We start from the raw sequence: 25,913 nt of genomic DNA on the forward strand, positions 1-25,913 counted from the left end.
TGCTGTGAGCCGCTTCGGTATTTGGTGCTGGCTGCAGGACTTGAACCCGCCACCCCCTGATTACAAGTCAGGTGCTCTACCAGATGAGCTAAGCCAGCAAAAACTTCAGCCGGCGATTATAGCCTACTTGATGCGTGTCAGTACAGGACGGCCGCCCTTTTTCGGTGGTTCCGGATCATCATCGCCCTTGTCGCTGCTTTCAGTCGGCTTCTTTTCGGGTTCGGAAACAGGTACCGAGGACAGCACAGGCGCACTGCTTTCCTGCTCAGGAGCCGGTTGCACCTCGTCGGCCGTGGCCGGCGCAGGCGCTTCAAACGCCATGCCCTGGCCGTTTTCACGGGCGTAGATGGCGATCACGTTTTCCACAGGGATCAGGATGTCGCGCGAAACACCACCAAAGCGGGCGCTGAAGTGAATGTTGTCGTTCTCCATCTTCAAGCCGCTGGTGGCCTCGAAGCTGATGTTGAGGACGATTTCGCCATTCTTGACGAATTGCATCGGCACGCGGGTGCTGCTGTCGACGACCACGGCAATGTGCGGCGTGTAGCCATTGTCGGTGCACCATTCATAGATGGCGCGCAGCAGATAAGGCTTGGTGGAGACTTCTGGCATGACTGGTGTGGTCTGCGATGCGACGGTAAAAACCGCATCTGCCGGCAAGGCCGGGGTGGAAAGCAATATGAACTTCTGTGAACTGCACCGCCGCCCAGGGCGGCAGTGCAGCCGGAACAGCTTAACGGCGCATGACCTTTTCGGACGGGGTCAGTGCTTCGATGTAGGCAGGACGCGAGAAGATGCGCTCGGCATACTTCATCAGCGGTGCCGCTGTCTTGGAGAGCTCGATGCCATAGTGATCCAGACGCCACAGCAACGGGGCCAGGGCCACGTCCAGCATGGAGAACTCGTCGCCCAGCATGTACTTGTTCTTCAGGAACAGCGGTGCCAGTTGGGTCAGGCGGTCACGGATCTCGTGGCGGGCCTTTTCCTGGTTCTTCTCGGCAGCCTTGGACTTTTCATTTTCCAGGGTGTGCACGTGAACGAACAGTTCCTTCTCGAAGTTGAACAGCATCAGGCGCGCACGCGCACGCATCAGCGGGTCAGCCGGCATCAGCTGAGGATGCGGGAAGCGCTCATCGATGTATTCATTGATGATGTTCGATTCATACAGGACCAGGTCGCGTTCAACCAGGATGGGCACTTGGCCATACGGGTTCATGACCGAAATGTCTTCCGGCTTGTTGAAGAGGTCAACGTCGCGGATCTCGAAATCCATGCCCTTTTCGAACAGGACAAGGCGACAACGTTGCGAAAATGGGCAGGTCGTGCCCGAGTAGAGAACCATCATTTTTTCAGAGCCCTAAAAACAAAAGGGGGGCGAGACGCATAACGCTCACCCCGATACGCAATTCCGCAAAAACTGCGCGGATACGTGATTGTACGTTTTTACTTGATGTTCTTCCAATAGGACGCGTTCAAACGCCACGCCAATACCGAGAAGATTCCCAGGAACAACAGTACCCAGACACCCAGCCGCTTGCGCGTATTCTGCGCCGGCTCGCCCATCCATTGCAAATAGGCAACGAGATCGGCGACATTGTTGTCATACTCCGCCGCGCTCATCTTGCCCGGCTTGACTTGCTCGAAGCCGGCAAACTTGTGGATGGTCTTGTTCGCGTCGTGAGGATCCTTCTCTTCCACGAACTTGGCCTTGCGGATACCTTGCAATTCCCACAACACGTGCGGCATGCCGACGTTGGGGAAAAGCATGTTGTTCCAGCCGGTGGGGCGGCTGTCGTCCGTATAATAACTGCGCAGGTAGGTATAAATCCAGTCCGGACCGCTGCCAGCCTCCGAGGCCTTGGCCCGGGCGATCACCGACAGGTCCGGCGGTGTTGCGCCAAACCAGGCCTTGGCGTCCTGCGGCGACATCGAGATCTTCATCAGGTCGCCGACCTTTTCCCCACTGAACAAGAGGTTGTTCTTGATCTGGTCTTCAGTCAGGCCGATGTCGCGCAGGCGGTTGTAACGCATGGCCGAGGCCGAGTGGCAGTTCAGGCAATAGTTGACGAACAGCTTGGCCCCGTTTTGCAGCGAGGAAACATCCTTGGTACGGTCCGGGGCATGATCCAGCGGGAAGCCCCCTTCGTTGGCGCAGGCCAGCGCCGGCAGCAAGGCCAGCGCGGCAATCACTTTCTTGAGCAATGTCATGTTCTTGTCCTTTGGCGGCTGGCTTAGTGCGGATGGTAGACGACGCGCTCGGGCACCGCCTTGAAGGTACCGGCAGCACTCCACCACGGCATCAGCAGGAAGAAGCCGAGATAGATGAAGCTGCACACCTGCGAGACGGTGGTGCCGATGGCCGTCGGCGGTTGCACGCCGAGGTAGCCAAGGATGACGAAGGCGATGGCAAAGACCAGGTACACGTACTTGTGCCAGCTTGGACGATAGCGGATCGACTTGACCTGCGAATGATCCAGCCACGGCAGGCCGCCCAGGATCACCACCGACAGGCCCATCAGGACCACGCCCCAGAACTTGGCATCAAACACCAGCATGCCGGCGATGATGGCCAGGCCGATCACGATGGCCACGATCTTCAGCTTGGCCGTCAGGCGCGACTTGAACACCAGCAGCAGCACATAGCCTGCCACGCCGGCAATCAACCAGCCCATGAAGTCCGCGGTCGTGGCGCGAAGAATCGAGTAGAACGGCGTGAAGTACCAGACCGGTGCGATGTGCGGCGGGGTCTTGAGCGAATCGGCCGGGATGAAGTTGTTGTACTCCAGGAAGTAGCCGCCCATTTCCGGCGCGAAGAACACCACGGCCGAGAACACCAGCAGGAAGATCGAGACACCGAAGATGTCATGCACCGTGTAATACGGATGGAAAGGAACCCCATCCAGCGGTACGCCACGTTCGTCGGTCTTTTCCTTGATTTCCACGCCATCCGGGTTGTTGGAACCCACTTCGTGCAGCGCGATGATGTGCGCAGCCACCAGTCCGATGAGCACCAGCGGAATGGCGATCACGTGGAAGGAGAAGAAGCGGTTCAGCGTGGCGTCGGAAACGACATAGTCGCCGCGAATGAGCAGCGACAGGTCCGGGCCGATGAAGGGGATGGCGCCGAAAAGGTTCACGATCACCTGAGCGCCCCAATAGGACATCTGCCCCCAGGGCAGCAGGTAACCGAAGAAAGCTTCACCCATCAGGCAGAGGAAAATCCCCACCCCGAACAGCCACACCAGTTCGCGCGGCTTGCGGTAGGAGCCGTAGAGCAGGCCCCGCACCATGTGAAGATAAACGACGATGAAGAAGGCCGAAGCGCCGGTGGAGTGCATATAGCGCACCAGCCAGCCCCAGGGCACATCACGCATGATGTATTCGACCGAGGCGAAGGCCAGGTTGGCGTCCGGCTTGTAATGCATCACCAGGAAGATGCCGGTGACGATCTGGATCACCAGCACCAGCAGTGCCAGCGAGCCGAAGATGTACCAGAAGTTGAAGTTCTTCGGGGCGTAGTATTCGGAGAGGTGGGCTTTCCAGGTGGCCGTCAGCGGAAAGCGCGAATCGACCCAGTTCAGGGCCTTGGCGGCTACCGGTGCATCATCCGGCAGCTTTTTTTCGTGAAATGCTCCCATGATCAGGCCTCCCCTTTCTCGTCCTTGCCGATGACGAGCTTGTTGTCGCCTTCAAACATGTAGCGCGGGACTTGCAGATTGTCCGGCGCCGGCTTGTTCTTGTACACGCGGCCGGCCAGGTCGAAGGTCGAGCCGTGGCAGGGGCACAGGAAGCCGCCATGCCAGTCGTCCGGCAGCGAAGGCTGCGGGCCGCTCTGGAAGCGGGAACTCGGGGAGCAGCCGAGGTGCGGGCAGATGCCGACCACGACCAGGATGTCCTTGCGCAGCGAACGCCACTCATTGAGCGCGTAATCAGGCGTTTCGGAGAAATCGGTGCGCTTGGAGTTGGGATCGGCCACCTCGCCATCGGTCTTCTTGAGGGACTCGATCATCTCGGGGGTGCGCTTGAGAATCCAGACCGGCTTGCCGCGCCACTCAACGGTGCGCATTTCACCGGGAGCCAGTGAAGAAATATCCACTTCCACCGGTGCGCCTGCTGCCTTGGCGCGTTCTGAAGGTTGCAGGGTGGAGACGAATGCTCCAGCGGTGGCCAAACCCGCTACACCTCCGGCCGCACAAGTCGCAACAAGCAAACCTCGTCGACTTGCGTCGACCTGATTCTCGTCAGTCATAAAGACCCCAATCTCCAAATGTAAGTTAGCGTGGACCTTCTAAGTGACCCTCATGCAACTTTTCGATTATATATAAGCTGAATAGGGTTTTGTAGCTAACGGCCGGTATGGTACAGGCTTGCGAAAATGAACATTTGACGCAGCGCAACCCCTTGTCAATCTGCTCTCGTTCTCAGTTTTTTTGCAGTGCGGCGTCAGTGCTTGTCCGATTTACTTTTGCTGCCGGGCAGGATATAACCCGTTGTAAGCCCGCCTCATGTTTAAACAGCAACTTTCAAAGGAGAAACCAGGGATGAGCATGCTCAAGGATTTTCGCGCCTTCGCGATCAAGGGAAACGTGGTCGACCTGGCCGTCGGTGTCATCATCGGCGGGGCCTTCGGCAAGATCGTCAGCTCGCTGGTCGAGGATATCATCATGCCCATCGTCGGCAAGATCTTCGGCGGCCTGGATTTCGCCAACTACTACCTGCCCCTGAACGGTCAAGCCTATGGCCTGCCGCTGGCCGAAGCCAAGAAGGCCGGGGCGGTCTTCGCCTACGGCAACTTCCTCACCATCTTCATCAACTTCCTGATCCTGGCATTCATCATCTTCCAGATGGTGCGTGCCATCAACAAGGCCCGCGATCTGGCCTCCAAGCATGAAGAAGCCGCACCGGCCGCGCCGGCACCAACGCCGGAAGACGTGCTGTTGCTGCGTGAAATCCGCGATTCGCTCAAGAAGCAAGGCTGACGCCTGCCATGCCCCAAAAAGCTTCACTTACCTGACACGGTAAGTGAAGCAACAAGTATCGCAGCCCCTCTCACACGGGATTGTCGATATCGATGAAGCGATGCTCGATGCCGAAGTGCCTGGCCACATGTTCCCCCAGCGCCTGGATGCCATAGCGCTCGGTGGCGTGATGGCCGGCGGCGAGATAGACGGTGCCGCTCTCGCGCGCCAGATGCACGGTCGGTTCTGAAATCTCGCCGCTGATGTAGGCCGTGGCTCCTGCTTCGATGGCCTCGCCCAGCATGCCCTGCGCTGCACCGGTACACCAGGCGACCTGCCCGATGGCCTGCTGCGGGTCACCGATGAGCAGCGGCATGCGGCCCAGGCGTTTCTCGATCAGCATCGCCAGGTCCGCGGCCGTCTTGACGGAGGGCGCATGGCAGCGCCCGATCCAGCCGATGTCGTTCTCACCGAAGCGGCCAGTGGCGTCAAAGTCGAGTCGTTTGGCCAGCTGCGCGTTGTTGCCCAATTCCGGATGTGAATCCAGGGGCAGGTGATAGCCGAACAGATTGATGTCATGCCCCAGCAGCAGCTTCAGTCTCCGCTGCTTCTGCCCGATCACGCGCATGTCTTCACCGCGCCAGAAGTAACCGTGATGGACCAGGATGGCATCGGCCTGCCATTCCACTGCCGCCTCGATCAGGGCCAGGCTGGCCGTGACGCCGCTGACCACGCGCCCAATGGTGGCGCGCCCTTCCACCTGCAAGCCGTTTGGGCAATAATCGCGATATTGCGCCGCGCTAAGCGTCTGCCCCAGATAGACTGCGAACTCGTTTCTGCTAATGTGGCGGGTCATCTCTTCCTCATCCGATCAGATTTTCAATCCAAATACCAAGAATTCTTTTATGCGACGTTTATGGCTGTTGTTTGCCCAGACCGTGACAGTGGGTCTGGCGGTGTGGTTCATTGTAGCGACCTTGAAGCCGGACTGGCTGTCCGGATCCTTCACTTCGCGTGCACGCCCTGCCCAGTCCACCATCCAGATGCAGGAAGCCACACCCGCCGCGCCCGCCCTGGACTCCTATCGCCATGCCGCGCGCCAGGCCATGCCCTCGGTGGTCAATATCTTCACCACGACCGAAGCGCGGCCACAGAAGAGCCCCTTCCAGAACGATCCGTTCTTCCGCAAGTTCTTCGGCGACCAGTTCGACGAACAGCAGCAGGATGACAAGCAATCCAGCCTGGGTTCGGGCGTGATCGTCAGCCCGCAGGGCTACATCCTCACCAACAACCACGTGGTGGAAGCCGCCGACAAGATCGAAGTGGCCCTGGCCGACGGCCGCAAGGCCAGCGCCAAGGTGGTCGGCATCGATCCCGAGACCGACCTCGCCGTCATCAAGATCGACCTGCCCAACCTGCCCGCCATCACCCTGGGCCATCCGGAAAACAGCTCGGTAGGCGACGTCGTGCTGGCCATCGGCAACCCCTTCGGCGTGGGCCAGACGGTGACCATGGGCATCGTCTCGGCGCTGGGCCGCAACCACCTGGGCATCAATACCTTCGAGAACTTCATCCAGACCGATGCCGCCATCAATCCCGGCAACTCGGGCGGTGCGCTGGTCGATACCAACGGCAACCTGCTGGGCATCAACACGGCCATCTATTCGCGCACCGGCGGCAATCTGGGGATCGGCTTTGCGATCCCGATGTCCACCGCCAAGACCGTGATGGAAGCCATCATCAGCCATGGCCAGGTGGTGCGCGGCTGGATCGGGGTGGAACCGCAGGACATCACGCCGGAACTGGCCGAAAGCTTCGGCCTGGGCAAGAAGACCGGCGCCATCATCGCCGGCGTGCTCAAGGGCGGTCCGGCTGACCGCGCGGGCATGCGTCCGGGCGACATCCTGGTGAGCATCGACGACAAGCCGGTGGCCGATACCACCGAGATGCTCAACGTCATCGCGCAATTGACGCCGGGCCAGCAGATCGCCATGACGGTGCTGCGCAAGGCGCAGGAAACCAAGCTGAACATCACCGTGGGCAAGCGTCCGCCGCCGCCCAAAAACGATGATGCCGACGAAGAATGAGCCAGGAGAATCTGATCCATGCACGTGCGTGACCTGATCCAGTTCCTCGGGGAACTGTCCGAAAACAACAACCGCGCCTGGTTCGTCATGAACAAGCCGCGCTATGACATCCTGCGCGAGGAATTCCTGGCGCTGACCATCAAGCTCATCGCCGAGATCAGCAAGTTCGATCCGGCCATCGCCGGCTGCAATCCGAAGAAGGCGCTGTTCCGCATCAACCGTGACATGCGCTTCTCCCATGACAAGCGCCCGTACAAGACACACTTCTCGGCCGCCATCACGGCCAGCGGGCTGAAGAAGCCCAGCCAGGGCGGCGGTCCGGCCTACTACTTCCACATCAATGAAGCGGGACAACTGCTCATTGCCGGCGGTGAATACCTGCCACCGACGCCGCGCCTGCGCGCCATCCGCAACCGCGTGGTGGAGGATGCAGCAGGCTTCACCAAGATGCGCAAGAACAAGAAGCTTGTTGCGACATATGGCGACCTGCAGGAAGAAGGAAAACTGCAGCGCCCGCCCAAGGGCTTCGATCCGGACACCCCAAACATCGAATACGTGAAGTTCAAGAGTTTCATCGTCTGGACCGAAGAGGACATCCGCAAGAAGATTCCGGCCGACCTCGGGAAGCAGGTACTGGAAGGCTTCAAGGATGCCTATCCGCTGGTGCAATGGCTGCGCGAAATTCCGCTGGTGACGATCGAAGAGTGAAGGTTTCATCCGGCGGCCTCTGCTGACGCCAGAAACAACAAAGCCCGCTCATCATCGAGCGGGCTTTGTTTATTCGGGAGTCGCCAGGCTTATTCGGTAGGCACGGAACTGCCAGGTTCCGCATCCGGCGCACGCGTGGCACGCTCGAAGATCGGTGCCACCAGCAGGCCCACTTCATAGAGCAGCACCAGCGGTACGGCCAGCATCAGCTGGCTCATCACGTCCGGCGGCGTGACGACTGCGGCGATGATGAAGGCACCGACGATCACGTAGGGACGGATCTGCTTCAACTTGGCCAGCGGCACCAGGCCCATGCGCACCAGCACGATCACGATCACCGGCACCTCGAAGGTCACGCCGAAAGCCACGAACATGGTCAGCACGAAGTCGACGTAGCTGTCGATGTCCGGTGCCACCGAGACCGACTTGGGCGCAAAGTTGTTGATGAACGGGAAGACCACGCCAAAGACGAAGAAGTAGCAGAACGCCACACCCGCCACGAACAGCAGCGAGGACGAGATCACCAGCGGCGCGATCAGGCGCTTCTCGTGCGCATACAGGCCAGGCGCGACGAAAGCCCACAGCTGGTACAGCACCCAAGGCAGCGAGATCAGCACGGCCACCAGCATGGTGACCTTGATGGGGATCAGGAAGGGAGTGATTACGCCGGTGGCGATCATCTTGCTGCCGGCGGGCAGCGCATGGATCATCGGCGCGGCCAGCACGTCGAAGATATGGGCCGCAAACGGCATCAGGCAGAGGAACACTACCAGCACCACCGCAGCCGCCTTGACGATACGGCTGCGCAATTCGATCAGGTGCGAGATGAAGGTGTCTTCGGCTTGGGTGTTTTCTTCAGCCATGGATTCGGAGCATTCTGATGAAGTGAGACGCGCTGCGCCAAATTAGAAGAAACCTGCCGACTTGCCCACCCCGACCGGACGGCGATACTTGGCCACGCGGGCCGAGGCCGAGATCACGCGGGTCTTGTGGCCGCTCTGGTGCTTGTACCAGGACGGCACGCCGGTGGTGCGCGAGAGCTTCTTGCGGCGGAAAGCCTTGGCCTTGATCGCATGCAGGGAGGGGTCGGGCGTGCGGGTCCAGCTGCTGCCGGCACTGCTGCTGTCGGACACGGAGGAATCGTCGCCGCCGTTCCAGGCGTCATTGATCGACGCTTCCGTATCGGACATGCTTTTATGAATGCTGTTGCTGACGTCGCTGGCGGCGTCCTGCACATCCTTGTGCATCTTGCGCAGCTCGTCGAGTTCCATCTCGCGGCTGACTTCGGACTTGACGTCGTTGATGTAGCGCTGGGCGCGGCCGAACAGGGTGCCGGCCATGCGCGCCACCTTGGGCAGGCGCTCGGGGCCGATCACGACCAGCGCGACCACGCCGATCAAGGCCAGCTTGGTAAGGCCGATATCAATCATGAGTCTGTGTGGACATTAAGAGGACAACGCGGGCGCGCCATGCGCTTGAAGACGGGAGTGCCCGCTGCAAATCACGATGCGGGCCCATGCAAGCCCGCCAGGAGGGCTGGCGGGCGGCCTGATCAGCTGCCGGACTTGTCCTTTTCCTTGGCCTGCACGTCGATGGCCGGGTCCTTCTTGGCCGGATCTTCCTCGCCACCCTTGACGCCATCCTTGAAGCCCTTGACTGCCTTGCCCAGGTCGGAACCCATGTTGCCGAGCTTCTTGGTGCCGAAGACCAGCATCACGATCACCAGAACAATCAGCCAATGCCAAATACTGAACGAACCCATTCTCTTCTCCTAAGCGGACATCCCTGCCCTGTGTACAAGTGAAACCTGCCAGCCCCCGGGCCGGCGAATCCTTATTGTTGCACGAACCGTACCCGCCAGGGATGCGGGCCGCCAATCACGTGCATGTGCAGATGGTACACCTCCTGGCCGCCGTCCGGTCCGGTGTTGACCAAGGTCTTGAAACCGCCGGTGGGCTTGCCTTCGTCATCGACGCCATAACCGCAGCCCTGCTCGGCCGCCAGGCGCGGTGCCAGGGCCAGCATCTTGCCCAACAAGGCTGCATGCTGCTCACCGCAATCGGCCAGCGTTGCCACATGCTGGCGCGGAACGATCAGGAAATGCACCGGCGCGGCCGGGTTGATGTCGTGGAAGGCGATCAGGTCCTCGTCCTCGTAGATCTTCTTCGAGGGAATCTGGCCTGCTGCGATCTTGCAGAAAATACAATTATCCAACGCCGTACTCCTGGGAAACAAGGGGATGGGAAGTGCGCAGGACGCTCAGTCCTTGCGGGCAGCCTTTTCTTCCAGGCCCGAGAGGCCTTCACGGCGCGCCAGTTCGTTGAGCACATCCTGCGGGCTCAGATCGAACTGCGCCAGCAGGACCATGGAATGGAACCACAGGTCGGCGCATTCGTAGAGCACCTTGGACTTGTCGCCCGAGACGCGGGCATCCTTGGCGGCCATCACGGTTTCGGTGGCTTCCTCGCCGATCTTCTTGAGGATGGCGTCATCCCCCTTGGAGAACAGCTTGGCGACGTAGGATTTCTCCGGATTGCCACCGTTGGCCAGCTTGCGCGACTCGATGACTTCGGCCAGTCGCTTCAGGGTTTCACTCATGATGGGGTCTTGTCGCTGTCCACGGGCTTGGGGATGGTCTTGCGCACGCGCTTGGGCTTGGCGGCCGGCTCAGCGGCCACTGCGGCCGCGGGGCCACCGCCGGCACCCGGCTGCAGATCCTTCAGCACCGGCTCCACCGTGACCCATTCGCCGCTGTCAGCGCTGCCTTCGAATTTCTGGAAGAAGCAGGAATGACGGCCGGTATGGCAGGCAATGCCGGCCACCTGCTCGACCTTGAGCAGCACCACGTCTTCGTCGCAGTCCAGGCGGATTTCGTGCACTTTCTGGAAGTGACCTGATTCTTCACCTTTGTGCCAGAGCTTCTTGCGCGAGCGACTCCAGTAGACCGCCTGGCCGATCTCCACGGTGCGCGCCAGCGCCTCGCGGTTCATCCAGGCGAACATCAGCACATCATTGGATCCGACTTCCTGGGCGATCACCGGCACCAGGCCGACTTCGTCCCATTTGACCTTGTTGAGCCATTTGGCGCTGATGCTCATGCCAGCCTCATGGAAATGTTCTGGTCGGCCATGAAGCGCTTGGCTTCCTGCACGGTGTGCTGGCCATAGTGGAAGATGCTGGCGGCCAGCACCGCATCGGCCTTGCCCTTGGTGATGCCGTCGGCCAGGTCCTGCAGGCCGCCCACGCCACCGGAGGCGATCACGGGGATGCTGACGGCTTCGGACACCGAACGCGTCAGGTCGAGGTCGAAACCGCTCTTGGTGCCGTCACGGTCCATGCTGGTCAGCAGGATCTCGCCCGCACCCAACTGCGCCATCTTGCGCGCCCATTCGACCGCATCCAGGCCGGTGGCCTTGCGTCCGCCGTGAGTGTAGACCTCCCACTTGCCGTCACCGGCGCGCTTGGCGTCGATGGCCACCACGATACATTGGGAGCCGTACTTGTTGGCGGCATCGGCCACCAGCTGCGGATTGGTCACGGCCGAGGTGTTGATGCCGACCTTGTCGGCCCCGGCGTTGAGCAGGCGGCGCACATCTTCCACCGCGCGCACGCCACCACCCACCGTCAGGGGGATGAAGACCTGCGAGGCCACGGCTTCGATGATGTCCAGGATCAGGTCGCGGCCATCGGAGGACGCGGTGATGTCGAGGAAAGTCAGCTCATCGGCACCCTGCTCGTCGTAGCGGCGCGCGATCTCGACCGGGTCGCCGGCATCGCGCAGCTCCAGGAAATTGACGCCCTTGACCACGCGACCAGCGGTCACGTCCAGGCAAGGGATGATGCGTTTTGCAAGGGCCATGTTATTTGCTGCCGGAGAGGCGGTTGGCTTCCAGTTCGCGCGTCAGTTCATCCGCACGATCCTGGCCGCTGCGCAGGTCCAGCGTCCCTTCGTAGATGGAACGGCCGCAGATGACGGCTTCGATGCCTTCATCCTCGACCCGGCACAGCGCCTCGACGTCGCCCACGTGGTGCACGCCGCCGGAGGCGATGATGGGAATGGTCACGGCCTGCGCCAGGCGCACCGTGGCCTCGATGTTGACGCCGCCCATCATGCCGTCGCGGCCGATGTCGGTGTAGACGATGGCTTCGCAGCCATAGCCTTCGAACTTCTGCGCCAGGTCCACCACTTCGTGGCCGGACAGCTTGCTCCAGCCATCGGTGGCAACCTTGCCGTCCTTGGCATCCAGGCCCACGATGATCTGGCCGGGGAAGGCGCTGCAGGCGTCATGCAGGAAGCCGGGATTCTTCACCGCGGCGGTGCCGATGATGATGTAGGAGAGACCATCGTCCAGGTAGCGTTCGATGGTGTCCAGATCGCGGATGCCGCCACCGAGTTGCACCGGGATTTCCTCGACGTCGTTCTCTTCGGCGAAGCTGGCGACCGCCTTCAGGATGGCCTTGACCGCCGCCTCGTTCTTGGGCTTGCCGGCGAAGGCACCATTGAGGTCCACGAGGTGCAGGCGGCGCGCGCCCTGCTTGAGCCAGTGCAGGGCCATTTCCGCCGGATCTTCGGAGAAAACGGTGGCTTGTTCCATATCACCTTGTTTGAGGCGTACGCAATGACCGTCTTTCAGGTCGATGGCGGGTATGAGCAGCATGGCTAGGGGATGACTAGTCAGTAAAAAAGAAGGGTTGGCGACGGTCTGCGGCGAGGTTCTTGCCGGAAAGGCAAAAAATCAAGGTTTCCAGTGTACGAAATTCCGATACAGCTGCAAACCCGCCGAGGCACTTTTTTCCGGGTGGAACTGGGTTGCAAAAATATTATCGCGGGCCACGGCACAGGCGAAGTCACGGCCATACGGCGTTTGGCCGACGATGTGCGACGATTCGGCCGGGACGGCGTAGTAGCTGTGGACAAAATAGAAGAAGGCATTATCCGCAATTCCTTCCCACAGCGGATGGGCGCTGGTCTGATGCACATGGTTCCAGCCCATCTGCGGCACCTTGAACAGCGATCCATCATCCTGGCGCACGCCTTCGAGCTCGAAGCGCACCACCTTGCCGGGCAGCAGGCCCAGGCCGGGGGTGTCGCCTTCTTCACTCCAGTCGAACAGCATCTGCTCGCCCACGCATACGCCGAACAGCGGCTTGGTGCGGGAAGCTTCAAGGACCGCATCTTGCACGCCCGATTCACGCAGGCTGCGCATGCAATCGGGCATGGCGCCCTGGCCGGGCAGGACCACGCGGTCGGCGGCGCGGATATCGGCGACTTCGCCGGAGATGCGGACGTCGGCTTCAGGCGCGACATGGCGCAGCGCCTGCGCCACCGAGCGCAGGTTGCCCATGCCGTAATCGACTACAACAATTTTATTCATGGCGACATTGAACGGCGCTCGCGCGCCGGGAAACCCAGATGAGTTAGCGATACCCTGCGTTTTACAGGCTGCCCTTGGTGGACGGAATCGTACCCGCAGCGCGCGGATCAAGTTCCACGGCCATGCGCAGCGCACGGCCGAAGGCCTTGAACACGGTTTCGGCCTGGTGGTGGGCATTCACGCCACGCAGGTTGTCCACGTGCAGCGTCACCTGCGCATGATTGACGAAACCGTGGAAGAACTCGCTGGTCAGGTCCACATCGAAGGAACCGATCATCGAGCGGGTAAAGGGAATGTGGTATTCCAGGCCGGGACGGCCGGAGAAATCGATCACCACGCGCGACAAGGCTTCGTCCAGCGGCACGTAGGCGTGGCCGTAGCGGCGGATGCCCTTCTTGTCGCCGATGGCCTTGGCAAAGGCCATGCCCAGGGTGATGCCCACGTCTTCCACCGTATGGTGCGCGTCGATGTGCAGGTCGCCCTTGGCGTGGATGTCCAGGTCGATCAGGCCATGGCGGGCGATCTGGTCCAGCATGTGATCCAGGAAGGGCACGCCGGTATCCAGCTTCTGCTGGCCGGTGCCATCCAGGTTGATCGCAACGCGGATCTGCGTCTCGTTGGTATTGCGGACGACTTCGGCGGTTCTCGGTGTAGACATGGTCGGGGTTGGACGGGGTTCTATCGTTGGTAATGCGTGATGCCTGCTTGCCTGCGGTGGACCTTCAAACCTTCACTGCTCGCGCAGTGCATCTTTCAGGGCCGTCAGGAAGATGGCGTTTTCTTCATCCGTACTGACGGTAATGCGCAAACAGTTTTGCAGCAATACGTGCATTCTACCGGCATTTTTGACAAGTACCCTGCGCGCCAGCAAGGCGGCACAGACTTTATCGGCGTCCGGGACGCGGATCAGGATGAAATTGGCCGCCGAAGGGAACACCTCCACGCCCTCCAGCGCCGCCAGTTCGGCCGCCAGCACGCTGCGCGCCTCACGCAGCTGCGCCGCCTGCGCCTCCAGCACCTGCAGGTGTTCCAGCACGAACAGCGCGACGGCTTCGGTGAGCATGTTGACGTTGTAGGGCGGACGCACCTTGTCCAATTCGCGCAACAGCGCCGGGGCCGCCGACAGGTAGCCCAGGCGGATGCCGGCCAGCCCCAGCTTGGAGACCGTGCGCATCACCACCAGGTTGTTATGCTGCGGCAATGCCGGCATCAGCGTCGATGCAGCGAAAGGCTGGTAAGCCTCGTCCACCACCACCAGGCCATGGGGTGCGGCGGCTTCGATGATGCGCAGCACGTCGGCCATCGGATAGAGCGTGCCGGTCGGATTGTTGGGATAACCCAGCCAGGTGATGACCGGCTTGTGTTGCTCGATGGCTGCCAGCATCGCGGGCAGGTCCAGCGTCAGGTCCGCGCGCAGTGGCACGCCCACATAATCCAGCCCGGCCATTTTTGCCGAGACGCCATACATGACGAACCCCGGTTCCGGTGCCAGGATGGTCCGCCCCGGAATGGCACAGGCCACCGAAAGCATGGTGATGAGCTCATCCGAACCATTGCCCAGCAGGACGTCATAGCCCGCCGGCACACCCAATTGCGCGCAGATGGCCGCTTTCAGGCGGGTATAGGACGGCACCGGATAACGGTTGAGCTCCAGCGCTGCCAGCCGCTGCGCCAGTTCTTCACGCAAGGCCGGCGGCAGCAGGTAGGGATTTTCCATCGCATCGAGCTTGACCATCCCTTCGGCCGACGGCACGTGATAGGACTGCCAGCCGCGCACCAGCGGGCGGATCACGTTGGCTACCAGGTCGTCCACGGCCTCAGGCTTGGAGGGATTCATCATCTTGGCTCGCAGGCGCCGGCGCATCGAGCGCGTCGAGACGCTGGCGGATCAGTTCGCAATAATCGGGATTGAGTTCAAAGCCGGTGAAGTGGCGACCGCAACGGCGCGCAGCCACGGCGGTAGTGCCGCTGCCCATGAAGGGATCGAGCACCACGCCGCCCGGCGGGCAAGACGCCTTGACCATGCGCTCCACCACTTCCAGCGGTTTCTGGGTGGGATGGTCGGCGCGCTCTTTATGTTCACGATGCAGGCGCGACACACTCCATACATCCTTGGGGTTGTAGCCCATTTCCAGCCACTTGGCCCCGACGAAGATGGAGCGTGAACGCGCCTTCTTGGTCTGGGCATCGTAGGGAATGCGGATGGCGTCGAGATCAAAGAAATAATCCTTGGCCCGCGCGAAGAAACCGATGGTGTCATGCACCGAGGAATAGCGCCGGGTGCTGCCGCCCATGGAGGGCACGCGGCGATCCCAGATGATCTCGTTGATCATGGTCATGCGCTGCTTGAGCATCACGAAGATTTCCGGCGAATTGCGCCAGGTCAGGAAGATGTAGAGGCTGCCATTGGGCTTCAACTTGGGCAGCGCGGCATCGATCCACTGCTCGGTCCACGACAGATAAGCGGCCGTATCGAGCTTGTCGGAATCGTTGCCGTAATCCTTGCCCAGCCCATAGGGCGGATCGGCGATCATCAGGTCGACGCTGCCAACGGGAATGCGCGCCAGGCCAGCGGTGGCCGAGAGCGCATCCTCGCAGAATACGCGGTCCAGCCAGCCGGCACCTGCGAGGGAGTCGGTGGCGGAGGTCATCCTGTCACTTCCTGAGCCGCAGTTCGGCCGAGCGGGCGTGCGCCTGCAAGCCTTCACCGTAAGCCAGTTCGGCAGCGATCTTGCCCAGCGTCTGCGCGCCCTCTTCCGAGACGCGAATGATGCTCGAACGCTTCTGGAAGTCATACACGCCCAACGGTGAAGAGAAGCGAGCGGTACGCGACGTTGGCAGCACGTGGTTGGGACCGGCGCAGTAGTCGCCCAGCGATTCGGAGGAGAAGCGTCCCAGGAACATGGCACCGGCGTGACGGATCTGGTCCGCCCACTGCTGCGGCTCCTGGGCAGAAATCTCCAGGTGTTCGGCGGCGATCATGTTGGCGATCTCGCAGGCTTCTTCCATGTCGCGCACCTTGACCAGGGCGCCACGGTCGGTCAGCGAAGTGCGGATCACGTCCTTGCGCGGCATGTCTTCCAGCAGGCGGTTGATCGAGGCTTCCACCTTGGCAATGTAGTCCGCATCCGGGCACAGCAGAATGGATTGCGCCAGCTCGTCGTGCTCGGCTTGCGAGAACAGGTCCATGGCGATCCAGTCGGGATCGGTCGCGCCATCGCAGATCACCAGGATTTCCGAAGGACCGGCGATCATGTCGATGCCCACCACGCCGAACACACGGCGCTTGGCGGCGGCCACATAGGCATTGCCGGGACCGACGATCTTGTCCACCTGCGGGATGGTGGCGGTGCCATAGGCCAGCGCGCCCACGGCTTGCGCACCACCGATGGTGAAGACACGGTCCACGCCGGCAATGGCGGCTGCGGCCAGCACCAGTTCATTCTTCACGCCATCCGGGGTCGGCACGACCATGATGACTTCCTGCACGCCGGCCACCTTGGCCGGAATCGCATTCATCAATACCGACGAAGGATAGGCGGCCTTGCCGCCCGGCACGTAGATGCCCACGCGATCCAGCGGCGTGACCTTCTGGCCCAGCTCGGTGCCATCGGCTTCGCGATACAGGAAACCATCCGAGCCGCATTCCTTCTTCTGGCGCTCGTGATAAGCGCGCACGCGGTCGGCGGCGGTCTGCAGCGCATGGCGGCGCGCCTCGGGCAGTCCGGCCAGTGCGGCTTGCAGCGCATCCTTGCCGATTTCCAGGCCGGCCACGGAAGCGGCCTGCAGGCGGTCGAAGCGCTGGGTGTATTCCAGCACGGCCACATCGCCGCGCGCCTTCACATCGGCCAGGATGGTCGCTGCGGCGCGGTCGATGGCCTCGTCTTCGCTGGCTTCGAAGGCCAGCACGGCCGACAGCTTGTCACGGAAGCCGGCTTCGGCGGAATCGAGTTTTCGGATGGCAATGCTCATGGTCTCACCTGCTCTGCGAAGATATCTGGGGTCGTGGGATTACTTGGCCTTGGAAGCCTTCTCGAAGGCATCGAGAATCGGCTGCAGGCGCTCGCGCTTCAACTTCAGCGCGGCCTGGTTCACCACCAGGCGCGAGGAGATGTCGATGATGTGCTCGACTTCCACCAGCTTGTTGGCACGCAGCGTGCCACCGGTGCTGACCAGGTCGACGATGGCATCCGACAGGCCCACCAGCGGGCCCAGTTCCATCGAGCCATACAGCTTGATCAGGTCCACGTGCACGCCCTTGGCGGCGAAGTGTTCGCGCGCGGTATTGACGTACTTGGTCACCACGCGCAGGCGCGCGCCCTGGCGCACCGCATTGGCGTAGTCGAAACCTTCCTGCACCGCCACCGACAGGCGGCACTTGGCGATGTTCAGGTCGATGGGCTGGTACAAGCCTTCACCGCCGTGTTCCATCAGCACATCCTTGCCGGCCACGCCGAAATCGGCCGCACCGTATTGCACGTAGGTCGGCACGTCCGAGGCGCGCACGATGATGACGCGCACGTCGGGGTCATTGGTCGGCAGGATCAGCTTGCGCGAGGATTCGGGATCCTCGGCCACGGTGATGCCCGCGGCCTTGAGCAGCGGCAGGGTCTCTTCGAAGATACGGCCCTTGGACAGCGCCAGCGTCAGTTGTTGGGTCATGATGGTGTGCGTTTTCTGGGGTCCGTCAATTTACTTGATACGTTCGATATCGGCACCGATGGCCGACAGCTTGGCTTCCATGCGGTCATAGCCGCGGTCGAGATGGTAGATGCGTTCCACCACGGTCTCGCCTTGCGCGGCCAGCCCGGCGATGACCAGCGAGGCCGACGCGCGCAGGTCGGTCGCCATCACTGGCGCACCGAGGAATTTTTCCACGCCGGTGACGATGGCGGTATTGCCTTCCACATCGATGGCCGCACCCAGGCGATTCAATTCCTGCACGTGCATGAAACGGTTCTCGAAGATGGTCTCGGTGACGTGGCTGGTACCTTCAGCCAGGCAATTCAAGGCCATGAACTGCGCCTGCATGTCAGTCGGGAAACCCGGATATTCGGTAGTGCGGAAGCTCACCGCCTTGGGACGGCGCGCCATCTGGATGCGGATCCAGTCTTCACCCGAAGTGAGGATGGCACCGGCTTCGCGCAGCTTGTCCAGTGCGGCATCCAGCAATCCGGCACGGGTGCGGTGCAAGGTCACGTCGCCACCGGTGGCGGCGACAGCGCACAGGAAGGTGCCGGTCTCGATGCGGTCCGCGATGACTTCATGTTCGGCACCGTGCAGCTTCTCCACCCCGTGGATGACCAGGCGGTCGGTACCGATGCCCTCGATCTTGGCGCCCATCTTCACCAGCAGGTGGGCCAGGTCGCCCACTTCCGGCTCGCGTGCCGCGTTTTCCAGCACGGTCTCGCCATCGGCCAGGGCCGCGGCCATCAGAAGGTTCTCGGTGCCGGTCACGGTGATCATGTCGGTGACGATGCGCGCGCCCTTGAGGCGCTTGGCCTTGGCATGGATGTATCCGGCCTCGATATGAATTTCCGCGCCCATCGCCTGCAGTCCCTTGATGTGCTGGTCCACCGGACGTGAACCAATGGCACAACCGCCGGGCAGCGACACCTTGGCCTGGCCGAAGCGCGCCAGCAAGGGCCCCAGCACCAGGATCGAGGCGCGCATGGTCTTGACCAGTTCATACGGCGCTTCCGGGCGGGTGATGTCGTTGCCGTTCAAGACCAGTTGCTCGCCGTTCTCGCGCACGCGCAGGCCCATCTGGCTCATCAGCCTGGTAATGGTGACCACGTCCTGCAGGTGCGGCACATTGGAGAGCACCAGGTCGCCATCGGTGAGCAGGCCCACGCACAGGATGGGCAGGGCGGCGTTCTTGGCACCGGAAATGGTGACGTCACCGGAGAGGCGCTTGCCGCCACGGATCAAAAGCTTGTCCATCGTGTTGCCTTATTTCTGGAATTCTTCGGGAGTCAGGGTCTTCATCGACAGCGCGTGGATTTCTTCACGCATGCGGTCGCCCAGGGCGGCATAGACCAGCTGATGGCGCTGGATCAGGCGCTTGCCGGTGAAAGCCTCGGCGACGATGACGGCGGTGAAGTGCTGGCCATCGCCCTCCACTTCCAGGTGCTGGCAGTCGAGGCCGGCGGCGATGTAGCTTTTGACGAGTTCAGGTGTGGGTAGCATGGTGAGGCTCTTCACGGGAATGGGGGAGATGGCGGGGCGCAGGGTGTTCAATGCGAACCCGCGCGCAGCTTGTAGCCGCTTTTGAGCATGCGTACGGCCAGGGTCGACAGCGCCACGAAGAACACGGCGACGATACCGAGGCTGGTCATGGGGGGAATGTCGGACTGGCCGAAGAAGCCGTAGCGAAAACCGTCGATCATATAAAAAAACGGGTTGAAATGCGATACCGCCTGCCAGAACGGGGGCAGCGAGTGTATCGAATAGAACACGCCGGCCAGGAAGGTCAGCGGCACGATCAGGAAATTCTGGAACGCCGCCAGCTGGTCGAACTTCTCCGCCCAGATCCCGGCAATCAGGCCCATGGTGCCCAGGATGCCGGCACCCAGCAAGGCGAACACCAGGATCCACAGGGGGGCGACGAAGTCCAGGTGGCCGAACCAGACGGTCACCACGAACACACCCGCACCCACCATCAGGCCGCGCACCACGGCCGCGAGCACGTAGCCGCCGAACAGCTCCCAGTGCGACAGCGGGGTCAGCAGCACGAACACCAGGTTACCGGTGATCTTGGACTGGATCAGCGAGGAAGAGCTGTTGGCAAAAGCATTCTGCAGCACGCTCATCATCACCAGGCCCGGCACCAGGAAGCCGGTGTAGTTCACGCCCGGATAGACCTGCACGCGGTCCTGCAGGACGTGGCCGAAGATCAGCAGGTACAGCAGGGCCGTGACGATGGGCGCAGTGATGGTCTGGGTGGCGACCTTCCAGAAACGCAGGATTTCCTTGTAGAACAGGGTGCGGAAACCGATCATTTTTCATCTCCCATGATCTGGATGAAGACGTCTTCCAGGTCGGCCTGCTGCAATTGCAGATCATCGATCTCCGCGCCCGAGGCGCGCAGCGTGGCCAGGATGGGTTCGACTTCCTTGTAGTCATTCACGCGCAGCGTGTACTTGTTGGCGGCATTGCCGGCCAGCAGCTCCTCTGGATGGGTGACCAGCGCCTTGAGGCCATCGGGCAGGCTGCCGCGCTTCAGTCGCAGCACCATCTGCGAACCGGAGATGCGGCGGATCAGCGCATCGGTCGAATCCAGCGCCACCACCTTGCCGAACTTGAGCATGGCGATGCGATTGCACAAGGCCTGGGCTTCTTCCAGGTAGTGCGTGGTCAGCACGATGGTATGCCCCTCGCGGTTGAGGCGGCCGATGAACTGCCACAGGGTCTGGCGCAGTTCCACGTCCACCCCGGCGGTCGGCTCATCGAGCACGATGACCGGCGGCTTGTGCACCAGCGCCTGGGCCACCAGCACGCGCCGCTTCATGCCGCCGGAGAGCGCGCGCATGTTGGTATCGGCCTTGTTGGTGAGGTCGAGGTTGTCCATGACCTCGTCGATCCACTTGTCATTGTTGGTCAGGCCGAAATAGCCGGACTGCATGCGCAAGGTCTCGCGCACGGTGAAAAAGGGATCGAAGACCAGTTCCTGCGGCACCACGCCCAGGTTCATGCGCGCGCCGCGATAGTCGCTGACCACGTCATGCCCGTGGATGGTGACCGAGCCGGAATCGGCCCGGTTCAGGCCGGCGATGATGGAAATCAAGGTGGTCTTGCCGGCGCCGTTGGGGCCGAGCAGACCAAAGAATTCACCTTCTTCGATTGCCAGCGACACACCACCCAGCGCCTGCAGGGACTGGTAGCGCTTCTTGATGTCTGTGATTTGGAGAGCGGCCATTGCCTCGCCCGTTCAATACGTTACTTGCCAGAAAGAAATAAGGAGCCAGGAGTTCCACCGGGGAATCCGCTGTCCGCCTCGCCTCGGCCGCGCCATCCTCCCGACGGGGAAGCGTATGACGCAGTCATGTTGTCGTTGCGCTATGAAATAGCCGGAATGTTTTGCCGATGCCGACGGGCGGGAGAATGCCTGGCGGAAACGTGATCCGCTGCCAACGCCGCCAGCGCGCCTGCAAAACCTTCGATTATAGGGGAATTCGACATTCCGGGCCGCCGTAGCACGGGCTTCCCGGCACCCGGGAGCCCGGGCCGCGAGGGAAAATGCGATCAGTGATGTCGATCGGTAGCGGAGGTCGGTGCGGCTGCACCTTGCAACAGGGCGGTCACGCCGTAGAGATCGGCCAGGCTCTGCAGGTTGGCAGGCAAGGGACCGAAATCCAGCGCGGCGCCACGGCCGGCAGCGGCACGCCGCCAGGCCAGCAGGGTCGCCACGGCCGAGGAATCGACCACGGCCACCTCGCTGACGTCAATGCTGGCCTGGCCGGCGGCGATGGCCGACAGGCCTTCGCGCAGGACGGTGCTGGCATTGGTGAAGGTCAGCGAGGCGCCGGGCTTGAACATGGTGCGTTCTTTCGGTTCAGGAGATGGGTCGATGAACGGAAACAGCTTACTTCTTGCCGTTGCCGCGGGCGGCCAGCTGCTGGTTCTTGTCGGTCAGCGCCTTGATCAGGCCGTCGATGCCGCCCTTGCTGATCTCGTTGGAGAAGGTGCCGCGGTAGGCTTCCACCAACCAGGCGCCCAGCACGTTGACGTCATACAGTTTCCAGCCATCGGGCTTCTTTTCCAGGCGATAGCTCAGCTGGATCGGCTCACCGCCGCGCGAGGAGATTACCTGCGAGTTCACTTCCACTTCGGTATCGGTCGGGGCGGCGCGCAGCGGCTTGAATTCGATCTTCTGGTCACGCACCTGCGACAGCGCGCCGGAGTAGGTGAACACCAGCAGACTGCGGAACTGGGTGATCAGCTGCTTCTGCTGCTCCGGGGTAGCCTGGCGCCAGTAGCGGCCGGCGGCCAGCTGGGTCATGCGCTCGAAGTCGACGTAGGGGAGGATCTTCTGTTCCACCAGCTGCATGATGCGGGTATTGTCGCCGGACTGGATATCCTTGTCATTCTTGGCAGTATCCAGCACTTCCGAGCTGATGCGCTTGACCAGCGCATCCGGGGCTTCCTGGGCGGCCGCTGCGCCGGAGAAGGACAGCGCGGGAACCGCGAAGGCAGCGATAGCGAAAAGTTTGGTAAGCATCTTCATAAGTCGGTTTTCCATTCGAGTCAGCAGAAGGTGCCGGGGCTGCCCGGGCTGCATCGCAATGAGTCGCGATGCGTGCGCCGACGGCAGCCGGCATGTCCTTCGAAGCCCGCCCGGGAGCGGGGTTCCCGTGCCGTCACAGTTCGGCACGGATGTTACAGATTGCCCTCGGAGGGCAAAGAAACTGGGCAGACAGTGCAGATTGGGCAATTGGCCCGCATTTCAAGACAAGACTGCGGCACCGCAAGCGAGACCGCGGCCTCCCCGCTGGTCAGCGGGGCAAGGCCGGCGGCCATCAGGGCTTGATCGCTTCTTCCTTTTGCTCGCGGCCGCTGGAGCCACCATTGATCTGACTCTGGCGACGTTGCAGGTAGGCGTCGCGCACGAAGTCGTACTTGTCCAGCGCGGCATCTTCCAGCAGGGTCGAGGCATCCAGCAACTGGGCGCGGCGGTCGACGATGCGGACCACGGCACCGACGTTGCGCCAGCGGGTCGGACGCTTGTAGGTCCACAGGTCGCCGTACAGGTCCACCGGCATGCCGGCAGTGTCACGCAGCGTGGACGGGCCGAAGAACGGCAGCACCACGTACGGGCCGGAGCCGACGCCCCACTTGCCCAAGGTCTGGCCGAAATCGGACTTCTCGCGCGGCAGGCGGGCTTCGGTCGCCACGTCCAGCACGCCACCCAGACCGAAGGTGGTGTTGATGGCCACACGCATGAAGGTCGAGACGCCCTGCTCGATCCGGCCCTGCAGCAGCTGGTTGATGGACGACCAGACATCGCCGATGTTGCCGAAGAAGTTGCCCACGCCATGCTGGATCGGGGTCGGTACCACGGTGTCGTAGGCTTGCGCGGCCGGCTTCAGGGCCACCTTGTCGACCGTGTCGTTGAAACTGAACATGGTGCGGTTGAAGCCTTCCAGCGGATCGTTCGGATTGTTGCTGGTGCTGGCGCAGCCGGTCAGAGCTGCCGCCGCCAGGGTCAGGGCGCCGAGACGGCCTGCGTAGACGGTGCTGATGGCTTTTTTATTCATTTGATTCATTTGGAATCATCCTTTCCCTCTGCCGCCTTGCTGTACAGGAATTGACCGATGAGGTTTTCCAGAACGATGGCGGATTGTGTCATCTTAATCGTATCGCCCGAGGCCAGGTTAGCAGTATCGCCGCCTGGCTCGATCCCGATGTATTGTTCACCCAACAGACCCGAGGTCAGGATCTTGGCCGAGCTGTCCTTGGGGAATTTGTAGCTTTCGTTCATGTTCAGCGTGACCACGGCGCGGAAGGTCTGGTCATCGAAGCGGATCGAATCCACCCGGCCCACGACCACACCGGCGCTCTTGACCGCCGCACGCGACTTCAGGCCGCCGATGTTGTCAAAATTGGCCTTGAGGGCATAGGTCTTCTGGCCGAAGGACATCGAGCTCATGTTGCCGACCTTGAGCGCCAGGAACGCCAGCGCGGCCACACCGGCCAGCACGAAGATTCCTACCCAGGCATCCAGAGATTTACGTTGCATATTGAACCCTTTTTCTACCCTTTTATTCACATCATTGCGCCCCGACCGGGCGCTTGTCCAAGCACTGCGGCACTCAGCTGAACATCAGTGCAGTCAGCAGGAAATCCAGGCCCAGTACGGTCAGCGAGGCGATCACCACGGTCCTGGTGGTGGCCCGGGCCACGCCTTCGGGGGTCGGCTGCGCTTCATAGCCCTGGAACAGCGCCACGAAGGTCACGGCGATACCGAAGACGATGCTCTTCAACACGCCATTGGCGATGTCATTCCACACATCCACGCCGCCCTGCATCTGCGACCAGAAGGCGCCTTCATCCACGCCGATCAGCAGCACGCCGACCACATAGCCGCCCAGCACGCCGACGGCACTGAAGATGGCCGCCAGCACCGGCATGGCGATCACGCCAGCCCAGAAGCGCGGGGCCACCACGCGTTGCAGCGGGTTCACGGCCATCATTTCCATGGCAGAAAGTTGCTCGCCGGCCTTCATCAGGCCGATCTCGGCGGTCAGCGAGGTCCCGGCGCGGCCGGCAAACAGCAGGGCCGTCACCACCGGCCCCAGTTCACGGGTCAGCGACAAGGCTACCAACAGACCGAGCGCCTGTTCCGAACCATACTTGTTGAGCGTGTAATAGCCCTGCAGTCCCAGCACGAAGCCCACGAACAGGCCCGACACCGTGATGATCACCAGCGAGTAGTTGCCGATGAAGTGGATCTGGTCGGTGATCAGGCGCGGGCGGCGCAGCAGGCCCAGGGAGGCGCCCAGCATATTGATGAACATGCGTCCGGCGAAGCCGACCCCGACCACGAATTCGCGCACGCTGCGGCCGAGGCCGCTGACGAAACCGGCGATCATGCTGCACCTCCCAGGCCCAGGTCCTCGGCCAGCGATTTGCCGGGATAGTGGAAGGGCACCGGGCCGTCCGCCTGGGCGTGGACAAATTGCTTCACATAGGGATCGGTGGATTCACGCATTTCTTGCGGTGTCCCCTGCGCCACGATCTTGCCGGCCGACAGGAAATACACATAGTCGGCAATGGCGAAGGATTCATTGACGTCGTGCGATACCAGGATCGAGGTCGAGCCCAGGGCATCGTTGAGCCGGCGAATCAGATTGGCGGTCACGCCCATGGAAATCGGATCGAGCCCGGCGAAGGGTTCGTCATACATGATCAGGGCCGGATCAAGCGCGATGGCCCGTGCCAGCGCCACCCGGCGCGCCATGCCGCCGGAGATCTCGGCGGGTTTGAGCGAGGCGGCATTGCGCAGTCCCACGGCGTTGAGCTTCATGAGCACCAGGTCGCGGATGAGCGTTTCATCCAGATCGGTATGCTCGCGCAGCGGGAAGGCCACGTTGTCGAACACCGTCATGTCGGTAAAGAGCGCGCCGTTCTGGAACAACATGCCCATTTTGCGACGCAACACGTAGAGTTGTTTGGTCGCCAGCGACGGCACGTTCTCGCCATCGACTTCCACCCTGCCCTCCTGCGGCTGCAGCTGCCCGCCGATCAGGCGCAGGATGGTGGTCTTGCCGGATCCGGAACCGCCCATCACCGCCACCACCTTGCCACGCGGGAAGTCCATCTGCAGACCGGTCAGGATAGGCCGGTCGCCATAACGGAAGTGCAGATCGCGGATTTCGACGATATTAGTCAAAGCAGGCAAAGGGATTCGTTGAGGATTTGGGAAAACCGACATTGTAGAGCAAATTTTACAAATCGCTTTCAAGAAGGCAATACAGCCTGTAAATGGCGGGAGCCGAAAAGCCCCGTTCTTTACAAGTTGCCTGCATGTTCACTACAAATAACTACAATTTCCGCCAACCAACTAGATGACGATTGAGTCATTTAAATATTGCATCGGCAAAAAATTTCTCATTGCGTGGTGCATCTGCAACGAAATGGTGCAATGCAGACAATTTCCGAGACGCGAATGAAGGCTCGCATGTTACCAATGATGGGGAGATACCACAGCGCGGGGGTGAGGATCGATGCTGCATCGCAAAGCTGGGGCTTGGGGCGTGCGGCTTGCTACAATGTCGGTTTTGCTT

32 protein-coding genes, 1 tRNA gene and 1 pseudogene are annotated in these 25,913 nt (G+C 61.6%); 3 read left to right on the forward strand and 31 right to left on the reverse strand.

Annotation, left to right across the window (positions count from 1 at the left end):
- Positions 1-22: 22 nt before the first annotated feature.
- From ACWFUC_RS00905 to petA, 6 genes are all read right to left on the reverse strand, one after another.
- Positions 23-98, reverse strand: a tRNA-Thr gene (locus ACWFUC_RS00905).
- 25 nt (positions 99-123) lie between these two features.
- Positions 124-612 (reverse strand): ClpXP protease specificity-enhancing factor, encoded by a 489-nt coding sequence (locus ACWFUC_RS00910; RefSeq protein WP_489623860.1) that lies wholly within the window; start codon positions 610-612, stop codon positions 124-126.
- Between the two features lie 121 nt (positions 613-733).
- Entirely contained in the window at positions 734-1,345 is a 612-nt protein-coding gene (locus ACWFUC_RS00915; protein ID WP_017453790.1) for a glutathione S-transferase N-terminal domain-containing protein, read from the reverse strand.
- Between the two features lie 98 nt (positions 1,346-1,443).
- Positions 1,444-2,208: a cytochrome c1 gene (locus tag ACWFUC_RS00920; RefSeq protein WP_034330805.1), complete on the reverse strand. Its 765-nt coding sequence runs from the start codon at positions 2,206-2,208 to the stop codon at positions 1,444-1,446.
- Between the two features lie 23 nt (positions 2,209-2,231).
- Positions 2,232-3,638 carry a cytochrome b gene (locus tag ACWFUC_RS00925; protein WP_489623861.1) on the reverse strand — a complete coding sequence of 469 codons (1,407 nt, stop codon included), beginning with the start codon at positions 3,636-3,638 and terminating at the stop codon, positions 2,232-2,234.
- 2 nt (positions 3,639-3,640) lie between these two features.
- A complete protein-coding gene (petA, locus tag ACWFUC_RS00930) occupies positions 3,641-4,249 on the reverse strand; it encodes a ubiquinol-cytochrome c reductase iron-sulfur subunit (protein ID WP_034330802.1) in 609 nt (202 codons plus the stop codon).
- 292 nt (positions 4,250-4,541) lie between these two features.
- Here petA and mscL point away from each other — a divergent pair, with 292 nt between their 5' ends.
- Entirely contained in the window at positions 4,542-4,979 is a 438-nt protein-coding gene (mscL, locus tag ACWFUC_RS00935; protein WP_121040404.1) for a large conductance mechanosensitive channel protein MscL, read from the forward strand.
- Between the two features lie 70 nt (positions 4,980-5,049).
- Here mscL and ACWFUC_RS00940 read toward each other — a convergent pair whose 3' ends face one another.
- A complete protein-coding gene (locus tag ACWFUC_RS00940; RefSeq protein WP_311434504.1) occupies positions 5,050-5,814 on the reverse strand; it encodes a Nif3-like dinuclear metal center hexameric protein in 765 nt (254 codons plus the stop codon).
- A 49-nt stretch (positions 5,815-5,863) separates the two neighbouring features.
- On the opposite strand from ACWFUC_RS00940, the gene ACWFUC_RS00945 reads away from it, so the two are divergent.
- Both ACWFUC_RS00945 and ACWFUC_RS00950 read left to right on the forward strand, forming a co-directional pair.
- A complete protein-coding gene (locus ACWFUC_RS00945) occupies positions 5,864-7,045 on the forward strand; it encodes a Do family serine endopeptidase (RefSeq protein ID WP_034330798.1) in 1,182 nt (393 codons plus the stop codon).
- Positions 7,046-7,063: 18 nt separating this feature from the next.
- Positions 7,064-7,753 carry a DUF2461 domain-containing protein gene (locus tag ACWFUC_RS00950; RefSeq protein WP_489623862.1) on the forward strand — a complete coding sequence of 230 codons (690 nt, stop codon included), beginning with the start codon at positions 7,064-7,066 and terminating at the stop codon, positions 7,751-7,753.
- A gap of 89 nt (positions 7,754-7,842) precedes the next feature.
- On the opposite strand, the gene tatC is transcribed toward ACWFUC_RS00950, so the two are convergent.
- From tatC to ACWFUC_RS01070, 24 genes and pseudogenes are all read right to left on the reverse strand, one after another.
- Positions 7,843-8,616: a twin-arginine translocase subunit TatC gene (tatC, locus tag ACWFUC_RS00955; protein ID WP_034330794.1), complete on the reverse strand. Its 774-nt coding sequence runs from the start codon at positions 8,614-8,616 to the stop codon at positions 7,843-7,845.
- A gap of 42 nt (positions 8,617-8,658) precedes the next feature.
- Positions 8,659-9,183 carry a Sec-independent protein translocase protein TatB gene (gene tatB / locus ACWFUC_RS00960; protein WP_134136891.1) on the reverse strand — a complete coding sequence of 175 codons (525 nt, stop codon included), beginning with the start codon at positions 9,181-9,183 and terminating at the stop codon, positions 8,659-8,661.
- Positions 9,184-9,305: 122 nt separating this feature from the next.
- Entirely contained in the window at positions 9,306-9,515 is a 210-nt protein-coding gene (gene tatA / locus ACWFUC_RS00965; protein WP_039783860.1) for a Sec-independent protein translocase subunit TatA, read from the reverse strand.
- Between the two features lie 71 nt (positions 9,516-9,586).
- Positions 9,587-9,967: a histidine triad nucleotide-binding protein gene (locus tag ACWFUC_RS00970; protein ID WP_134223463.1), complete on the reverse strand. Its 381-nt coding sequence runs from the start codon at positions 9,965-9,967 to the stop codon at positions 9,587-9,589.
- A gap of 45 nt (positions 9,968-10,012) precedes the next feature.
- The gene (locus ACWFUC_RS00975; RefSeq protein WP_069374928.1) at positions 10,013-10,351 is read right to left on the reverse strand and encodes a phosphoribosyl-ATP diphosphatase; all 339 of its coding nucleotides are present in this window, start codon (positions 10,349-10,351) and stop codon (positions 10,013-10,015) included.
- 116 nt (positions 10,352-10,467) lie between these two features.
- Positions 10,468-10,851: pseudogene (hisI, locus tag ACWFUC_RS00980) on the reverse strand (phosphoribosyl-AMP cyclohydrolase); the annotation flags it as partial.
- Positions 10,848-11,612, reverse strand: a complete 765-nt coding sequence (hisF, locus tag ACWFUC_RS00985) for an imidazole glycerol phosphate synthase subunit HisF (RefSeq protein ID WP_034330780.1) — start codon at positions 11,610-11,612, stop codon at positions 10,848-10,850. The pseudogene hisI and the gene hisF, both read right to left, overlap by 4 nt.
- Position 11,613: 1 nt before the next feature.
- Positions 11,614-12,411, reverse strand: coding sequence for a 1-(5-phosphoribosyl)-5-[(5-phosphoribosylamino)methylideneamino]imidazole-4-carboxamide isomerase (gene hisA / locus ACWFUC_RS00990; RefSeq protein WP_039783854.1), 798 nt, complete (start codon positions 12,409-12,411; stop codon positions 11,614-11,616).
- A gap of 78 nt (positions 12,412-12,489) precedes the next feature.
- Positions 12,490-13,128, reverse strand: coding sequence for an imidazole glycerol phosphate synthase subunit HisH (hisH, locus tag ACWFUC_RS00995; protein ID WP_034330775.1), 639 nt, complete (start codon positions 13,126-13,128; stop codon positions 12,490-12,492).
- A gap of 61 nt (positions 13,129-13,189) precedes the next feature.
- On the reverse strand, positions 13,190-13,786 hold the full coding sequence (hisB, locus tag ACWFUC_RS01000) for an imidazoleglycerol-phosphate dehydratase HisB (RefSeq protein ID WP_013235995.1): 597 nt from the start codon (positions 13,784-13,786) through the stop codon (positions 13,190-13,192).
- A gap of 72 nt (positions 13,787-13,858) precedes the next feature.
- Positions 13,859-14,965, reverse strand: coding sequence for a histidinol-phosphate transaminase (gene hisC / locus ACWFUC_RS01005; protein ID WP_489625584.1), 1,107 nt, complete (start codon positions 14,963-14,965; stop codon positions 13,859-13,861).
- Positions 14,946-15,779, reverse strand: a complete 834-nt coding sequence (locus ACWFUC_RS01010; RefSeq protein WP_489623863.1) for a DNA-methyltransferase — start codon at positions 15,777-15,779, stop codon at positions 14,946-14,948. The genes hisC and ACWFUC_RS01010 overlap by 20 nt, the downstream gene beginning before the upstream one ends.
- A 4-nt stretch (positions 15,780-15,783) precedes the next feature.
- A complete protein-coding gene (gene hisD / locus ACWFUC_RS01015; protein WP_034330743.1) occupies positions 15,784-17,100 on the reverse strand; it encodes a histidinol dehydrogenase in 1,317 nt (438 codons plus the stop codon).
- A gap of 39 nt (positions 17,101-17,139) precedes the next feature.
- Positions 17,140-17,790 (reverse strand): ATP phosphoribosyltransferase, encoded by a 651-nt coding sequence (gene hisG / locus ACWFUC_RS01020; RefSeq protein WP_008332468.1) that lies wholly within the window; start codon positions 17,788-17,790, stop codon positions 17,140-17,142.
- A 30-nt stretch (positions 17,791-17,820) separates the two neighbouring features.
- Entirely contained in the window at positions 17,821-19,071 is a 1,251-nt protein-coding gene (gene murA, locus ACWFUC_RS01025) for a UDP-N-acetylglucosamine 1-carboxyvinyltransferase (RefSeq protein ID WP_489623864.1), read from the reverse strand.
- Between the two features lie 9 nt (positions 19,072-19,080).
- Positions 19,081-19,317: a BolA family protein gene (locus ACWFUC_RS01030; RefSeq protein ID WP_039783960.1), complete on the reverse strand. Its 237-nt coding sequence runs from the start codon at positions 19,315-19,317 to the stop codon at positions 19,081-19,083.
- A 47-nt stretch (positions 19,318-19,364) separates the two neighbouring features.
- Positions 19,365-20,129, reverse strand: a complete 765-nt coding sequence (locus ACWFUC_RS01035) for an ABC transporter permease (RefSeq protein ID WP_034330737.1) — start codon at positions 20,127-20,129, stop codon at positions 19,365-19,367.
- Complete coding sequence (locus tag ACWFUC_RS01040; RefSeq protein ID WP_039783846.1) at positions 20,126-21,046, reverse strand: ABC transporter ATP-binding protein; 921 nt, start codon at positions 21,044-21,046, stop codon at positions 20,126-20,128. The genes ACWFUC_RS01035 and ACWFUC_RS01040 overlap by 4 nt, the downstream gene beginning before the upstream one ends.
- A gap of 326 nt (positions 21,047-21,372) precedes the next feature.
- A complete protein-coding gene (locus ACWFUC_RS01045; protein ID WP_034330732.1) occupies positions 21,373-21,666 on the reverse strand; it encodes an STAS domain-containing protein in 294 nt (97 codons plus the stop codon).
- Positions 21,667-21,712: 46 nt separating this feature from the next.
- On the reverse strand, positions 21,713-22,354 hold the full coding sequence (locus tag ACWFUC_RS01050) for an MlaC/ttg2D family ABC transporter substrate-binding protein (protein WP_489623865.1): 642 nt from the start codon (positions 22,352-22,354) through the stop codon (positions 21,713-21,715).
- A gap of 292 nt (positions 22,355-22,646) precedes the next feature.
- Positions 22,647-23,384, reverse strand: coding sequence for an MlaA family lipoprotein (locus ACWFUC_RS01055; protein ID WP_121040429.1), 738 nt, complete (start codon positions 23,382-23,384; stop codon positions 22,647-22,649).
- A 5-nt stretch (positions 23,385-23,389) separates the two neighbouring features.
- The gene (gene mlaD, locus ACWFUC_RS01060) at positions 23,390-23,866 is read right to left on the reverse strand and encodes an outer membrane lipid asymmetry maintenance protein MlaD (RefSeq protein ID WP_034330727.1); all 477 of its coding nucleotides are present in this window, start codon (positions 23,864-23,866) and stop codon (positions 23,390-23,392) included.
- Between the two features lie 73 nt (positions 23,867-23,939).
- Positions 23,940-24,719, reverse strand: coding sequence for a lipid asymmetry maintenance ABC transporter permease subunit MlaE (gene mlaE / locus ACWFUC_RS01065; protein WP_121040431.1), 780 nt, complete (start codon positions 24,717-24,719; stop codon positions 23,940-23,942).
- Positions 24,716-25,519 carry an ABC transporter ATP-binding protein gene (locus tag ACWFUC_RS01070; RefSeq protein WP_198516418.1) on the reverse strand — a complete coding sequence of 268 codons (804 nt, stop codon included), beginning with the start codon at positions 25,517-25,519 and terminating at the stop codon, positions 24,716-24,718. Before ACWFUC_RS01070 ends, mlaE begins: the two co-directional genes overlap by 4 nt.
- Positions 25,520-25,913: the final 394 nt, after the last annotated feature.

This window comes from Herbaspirillum sp. Her4 (genome assembly GCF_057961335.1).

Excerpts from the sequence above, each read along its gene's own strand:
- ACWFUC_RS00910 (WP_489623860.1), bottom strand. The coding sequence starts at position 612 with ATGCCAGAAGTCTCCACCAAGCCTTATCTGCTGCGCGCCATCTATGAA.
- ACWFUC_RS00915 (WP_017453790.1), bottom strand. The coding sequence starts at position 1,345 with ATGATGGTTCTCTACTCGGGCACGACCTGCCCATTTTCGCAACGTTGT.
- ACWFUC_RS00920 (WP_034330805.1), bottom strand. The coding sequence starts at position 2,208 with ATGACATTGCTCAAGAAAGTGATTGCCGCGCTGGCCTTGCTGCCGGCG.
- ACWFUC_RS00925 (WP_489623861.1), bottom strand. The coding sequence starts at position 3,638 with ATGGGAGCATTTCACGAAAAAAAGCTGCCGGATGATGCACCGGTAGCC.
- petA (WP_034330802.1), bottom strand. The coding sequence starts at position 4,249 with ATGACTGACGAGAATCAGGTCGACGCAAGTCGACGAGGTTTGCTTGTT.
- mscL (WP_121040404.1), top strand. The coding sequence starts at position 4,542 with ATGAGCATGCTCAAGGATTTTCGCGCCTTCGCGATCAAGGGAAACGTG.
- ACWFUC_RS00940 (WP_311434504.1), bottom strand. The coding sequence starts at position 5,814 with ATGACCCGCCACATTAGCAGAAACGAGTTCGCAGTCTATCTGGGGCAG.
- ACWFUC_RS00945 (WP_034330798.1), top strand. The coding sequence starts at position 5,864 with ATGCGACGTTTATGGCTGTTGTTTGCCCAGACCGTGACAGTGGGTCTG.
- ACWFUC_RS00950 (WP_489623862.1), top strand. The coding sequence starts at position 7,064 with ATGCACGTGCGTGACCTGATCCAGTTCCTCGGGGAACTGTCCGAAAAC.
- tatC (WP_034330794.1), bottom strand. The coding sequence starts at position 8,616 with ATGGCTGAAGAAAACACCCAAGCCGAAGACACCTTCATCTCGCACCTG.
- tatB (WP_134136891.1), bottom strand. The coding sequence starts at position 9,183 with ATGATTGATATCGGCCTTACCAAGCTGGCCTTGATCGGCGTGGTCGCG.
- tatA (WP_039783860.1), bottom strand. The coding sequence starts at position 9,515 with ATGGGTTCGTTCAGTATTTGGCATTGGCTGATTGTTCTGGTGATCGTG.
- ACWFUC_RS00975 (WP_069374928.1), bottom strand. The coding sequence starts at position 10,351 with ATGAGTGAAACCCTGAAGCGACTGGCCGAAGTCATCGAGTCGCGCAAG.
- hisF (WP_034330780.1), bottom strand. The coding sequence starts at position 11,612 with ATGGCCCTTGCAAAACGCATCATCCCTTGCCTGGACGTGACCGCTGGT.
- hisA (WP_039783854.1), bottom strand. The coding sequence starts at position 12,411 with ATGCTGCTCATACCCGCCATCGACCTGAAAGACGGTCATTGCGTACGC.
- hisH (WP_034330775.1), bottom strand. The coding sequence starts at position 13,128 with ATGAATAAAATTGTTGTAGTCGATTACGGCATGGGCAACCTGCGCTCG.
- hisB (WP_013235995.1), bottom strand. The coding sequence starts at position 13,786 with ATGTCTACACCGAGAACCGCCGAAGTCGTCCGCAATACCAACGAGACG.
- hisC (WP_489625584.1), bottom strand. The coding sequence starts at position 14,965 with ATGAATCCCTCCAAGCCTGAGGCCGTGGACGACCTGGTAGCCAACGTG.
- ACWFUC_RS01010 (WP_489623863.1), bottom strand. The coding sequence starts at position 15,779 with ATGACCTCCGCCACCGACTCCCTCGCAGGTGCCGGCTGGCTGGACCGC.
- hisD (WP_034330743.1), bottom strand. The coding sequence starts at position 17,100 with ATGAGCATTGCCATCCGAAAACTCGATTCCGCCGAAGCCGGCTTCCGT.
- hisG (WP_008332468.1), bottom strand. The coding sequence starts at position 17,790 with ATGACCCAACAACTGACGCTGGCGCTGTCCAAGGGCCGTATCTTCGAA.
- murA (WP_489623864.1), bottom strand. The coding sequence starts at position 19,071 with ATGGACAAGCTTTTGATCCGTGGCGGCAAGCGCCTCTCCGGTGACGTC.
- ACWFUC_RS01030 (WP_039783960.1), bottom strand. The coding sequence starts at position 19,317 with ATGCTACCCACACCTGAACTCGTCAAAAGCTACATCGCCGCCGGCCTC.
- ACWFUC_RS01035 (WP_034330737.1), bottom strand. The coding sequence starts at position 20,129 with ATGATCGGTTTCCGCACCCTGTTCTACAAGGAAATCCTGCGTTTCTGG.
- ACWFUC_RS01040 (WP_039783846.1), bottom strand. The coding sequence starts at position 21,046 with ATGGCCGCTCTCCAAATCACAGACATCAAGAAGCGCTACCAGTCCCTG.
- ACWFUC_RS01045 (WP_034330732.1), bottom strand. The coding sequence starts at position 21,666 with ATGTTCAAGCCCGGCGCCTCGCTGACCTTCACCAATGCCAGCACCGTC.
- ACWFUC_RS01050 (WP_489623865.1), bottom strand. The coding sequence starts at position 22,354 with ATGAAGATGCTTACCAAACTTTTCGCTATCGCTGCCTTCGCGGTTCCC.
- ACWFUC_RS01055 (WP_121040429.1), bottom strand. The coding sequence starts at position 23,384 with ATGAATAAAAAAGCCATCAGCACCGTCTACGCAGGCCGTCTCGGCGCC.
- mlaD (WP_034330727.1), bottom strand. The coding sequence starts at position 23,866 with ATGCAACGTAAATCTCTGGATGCCTGGGTAGGAATCTTCGTGCTGGCC.
- mlaE (WP_121040431.1), bottom strand. The coding sequence starts at position 24,719 with ATGATCGCCGGTTTCGTCAGCGGCCTCGGCCGCAGCGTGCGCGAATTC.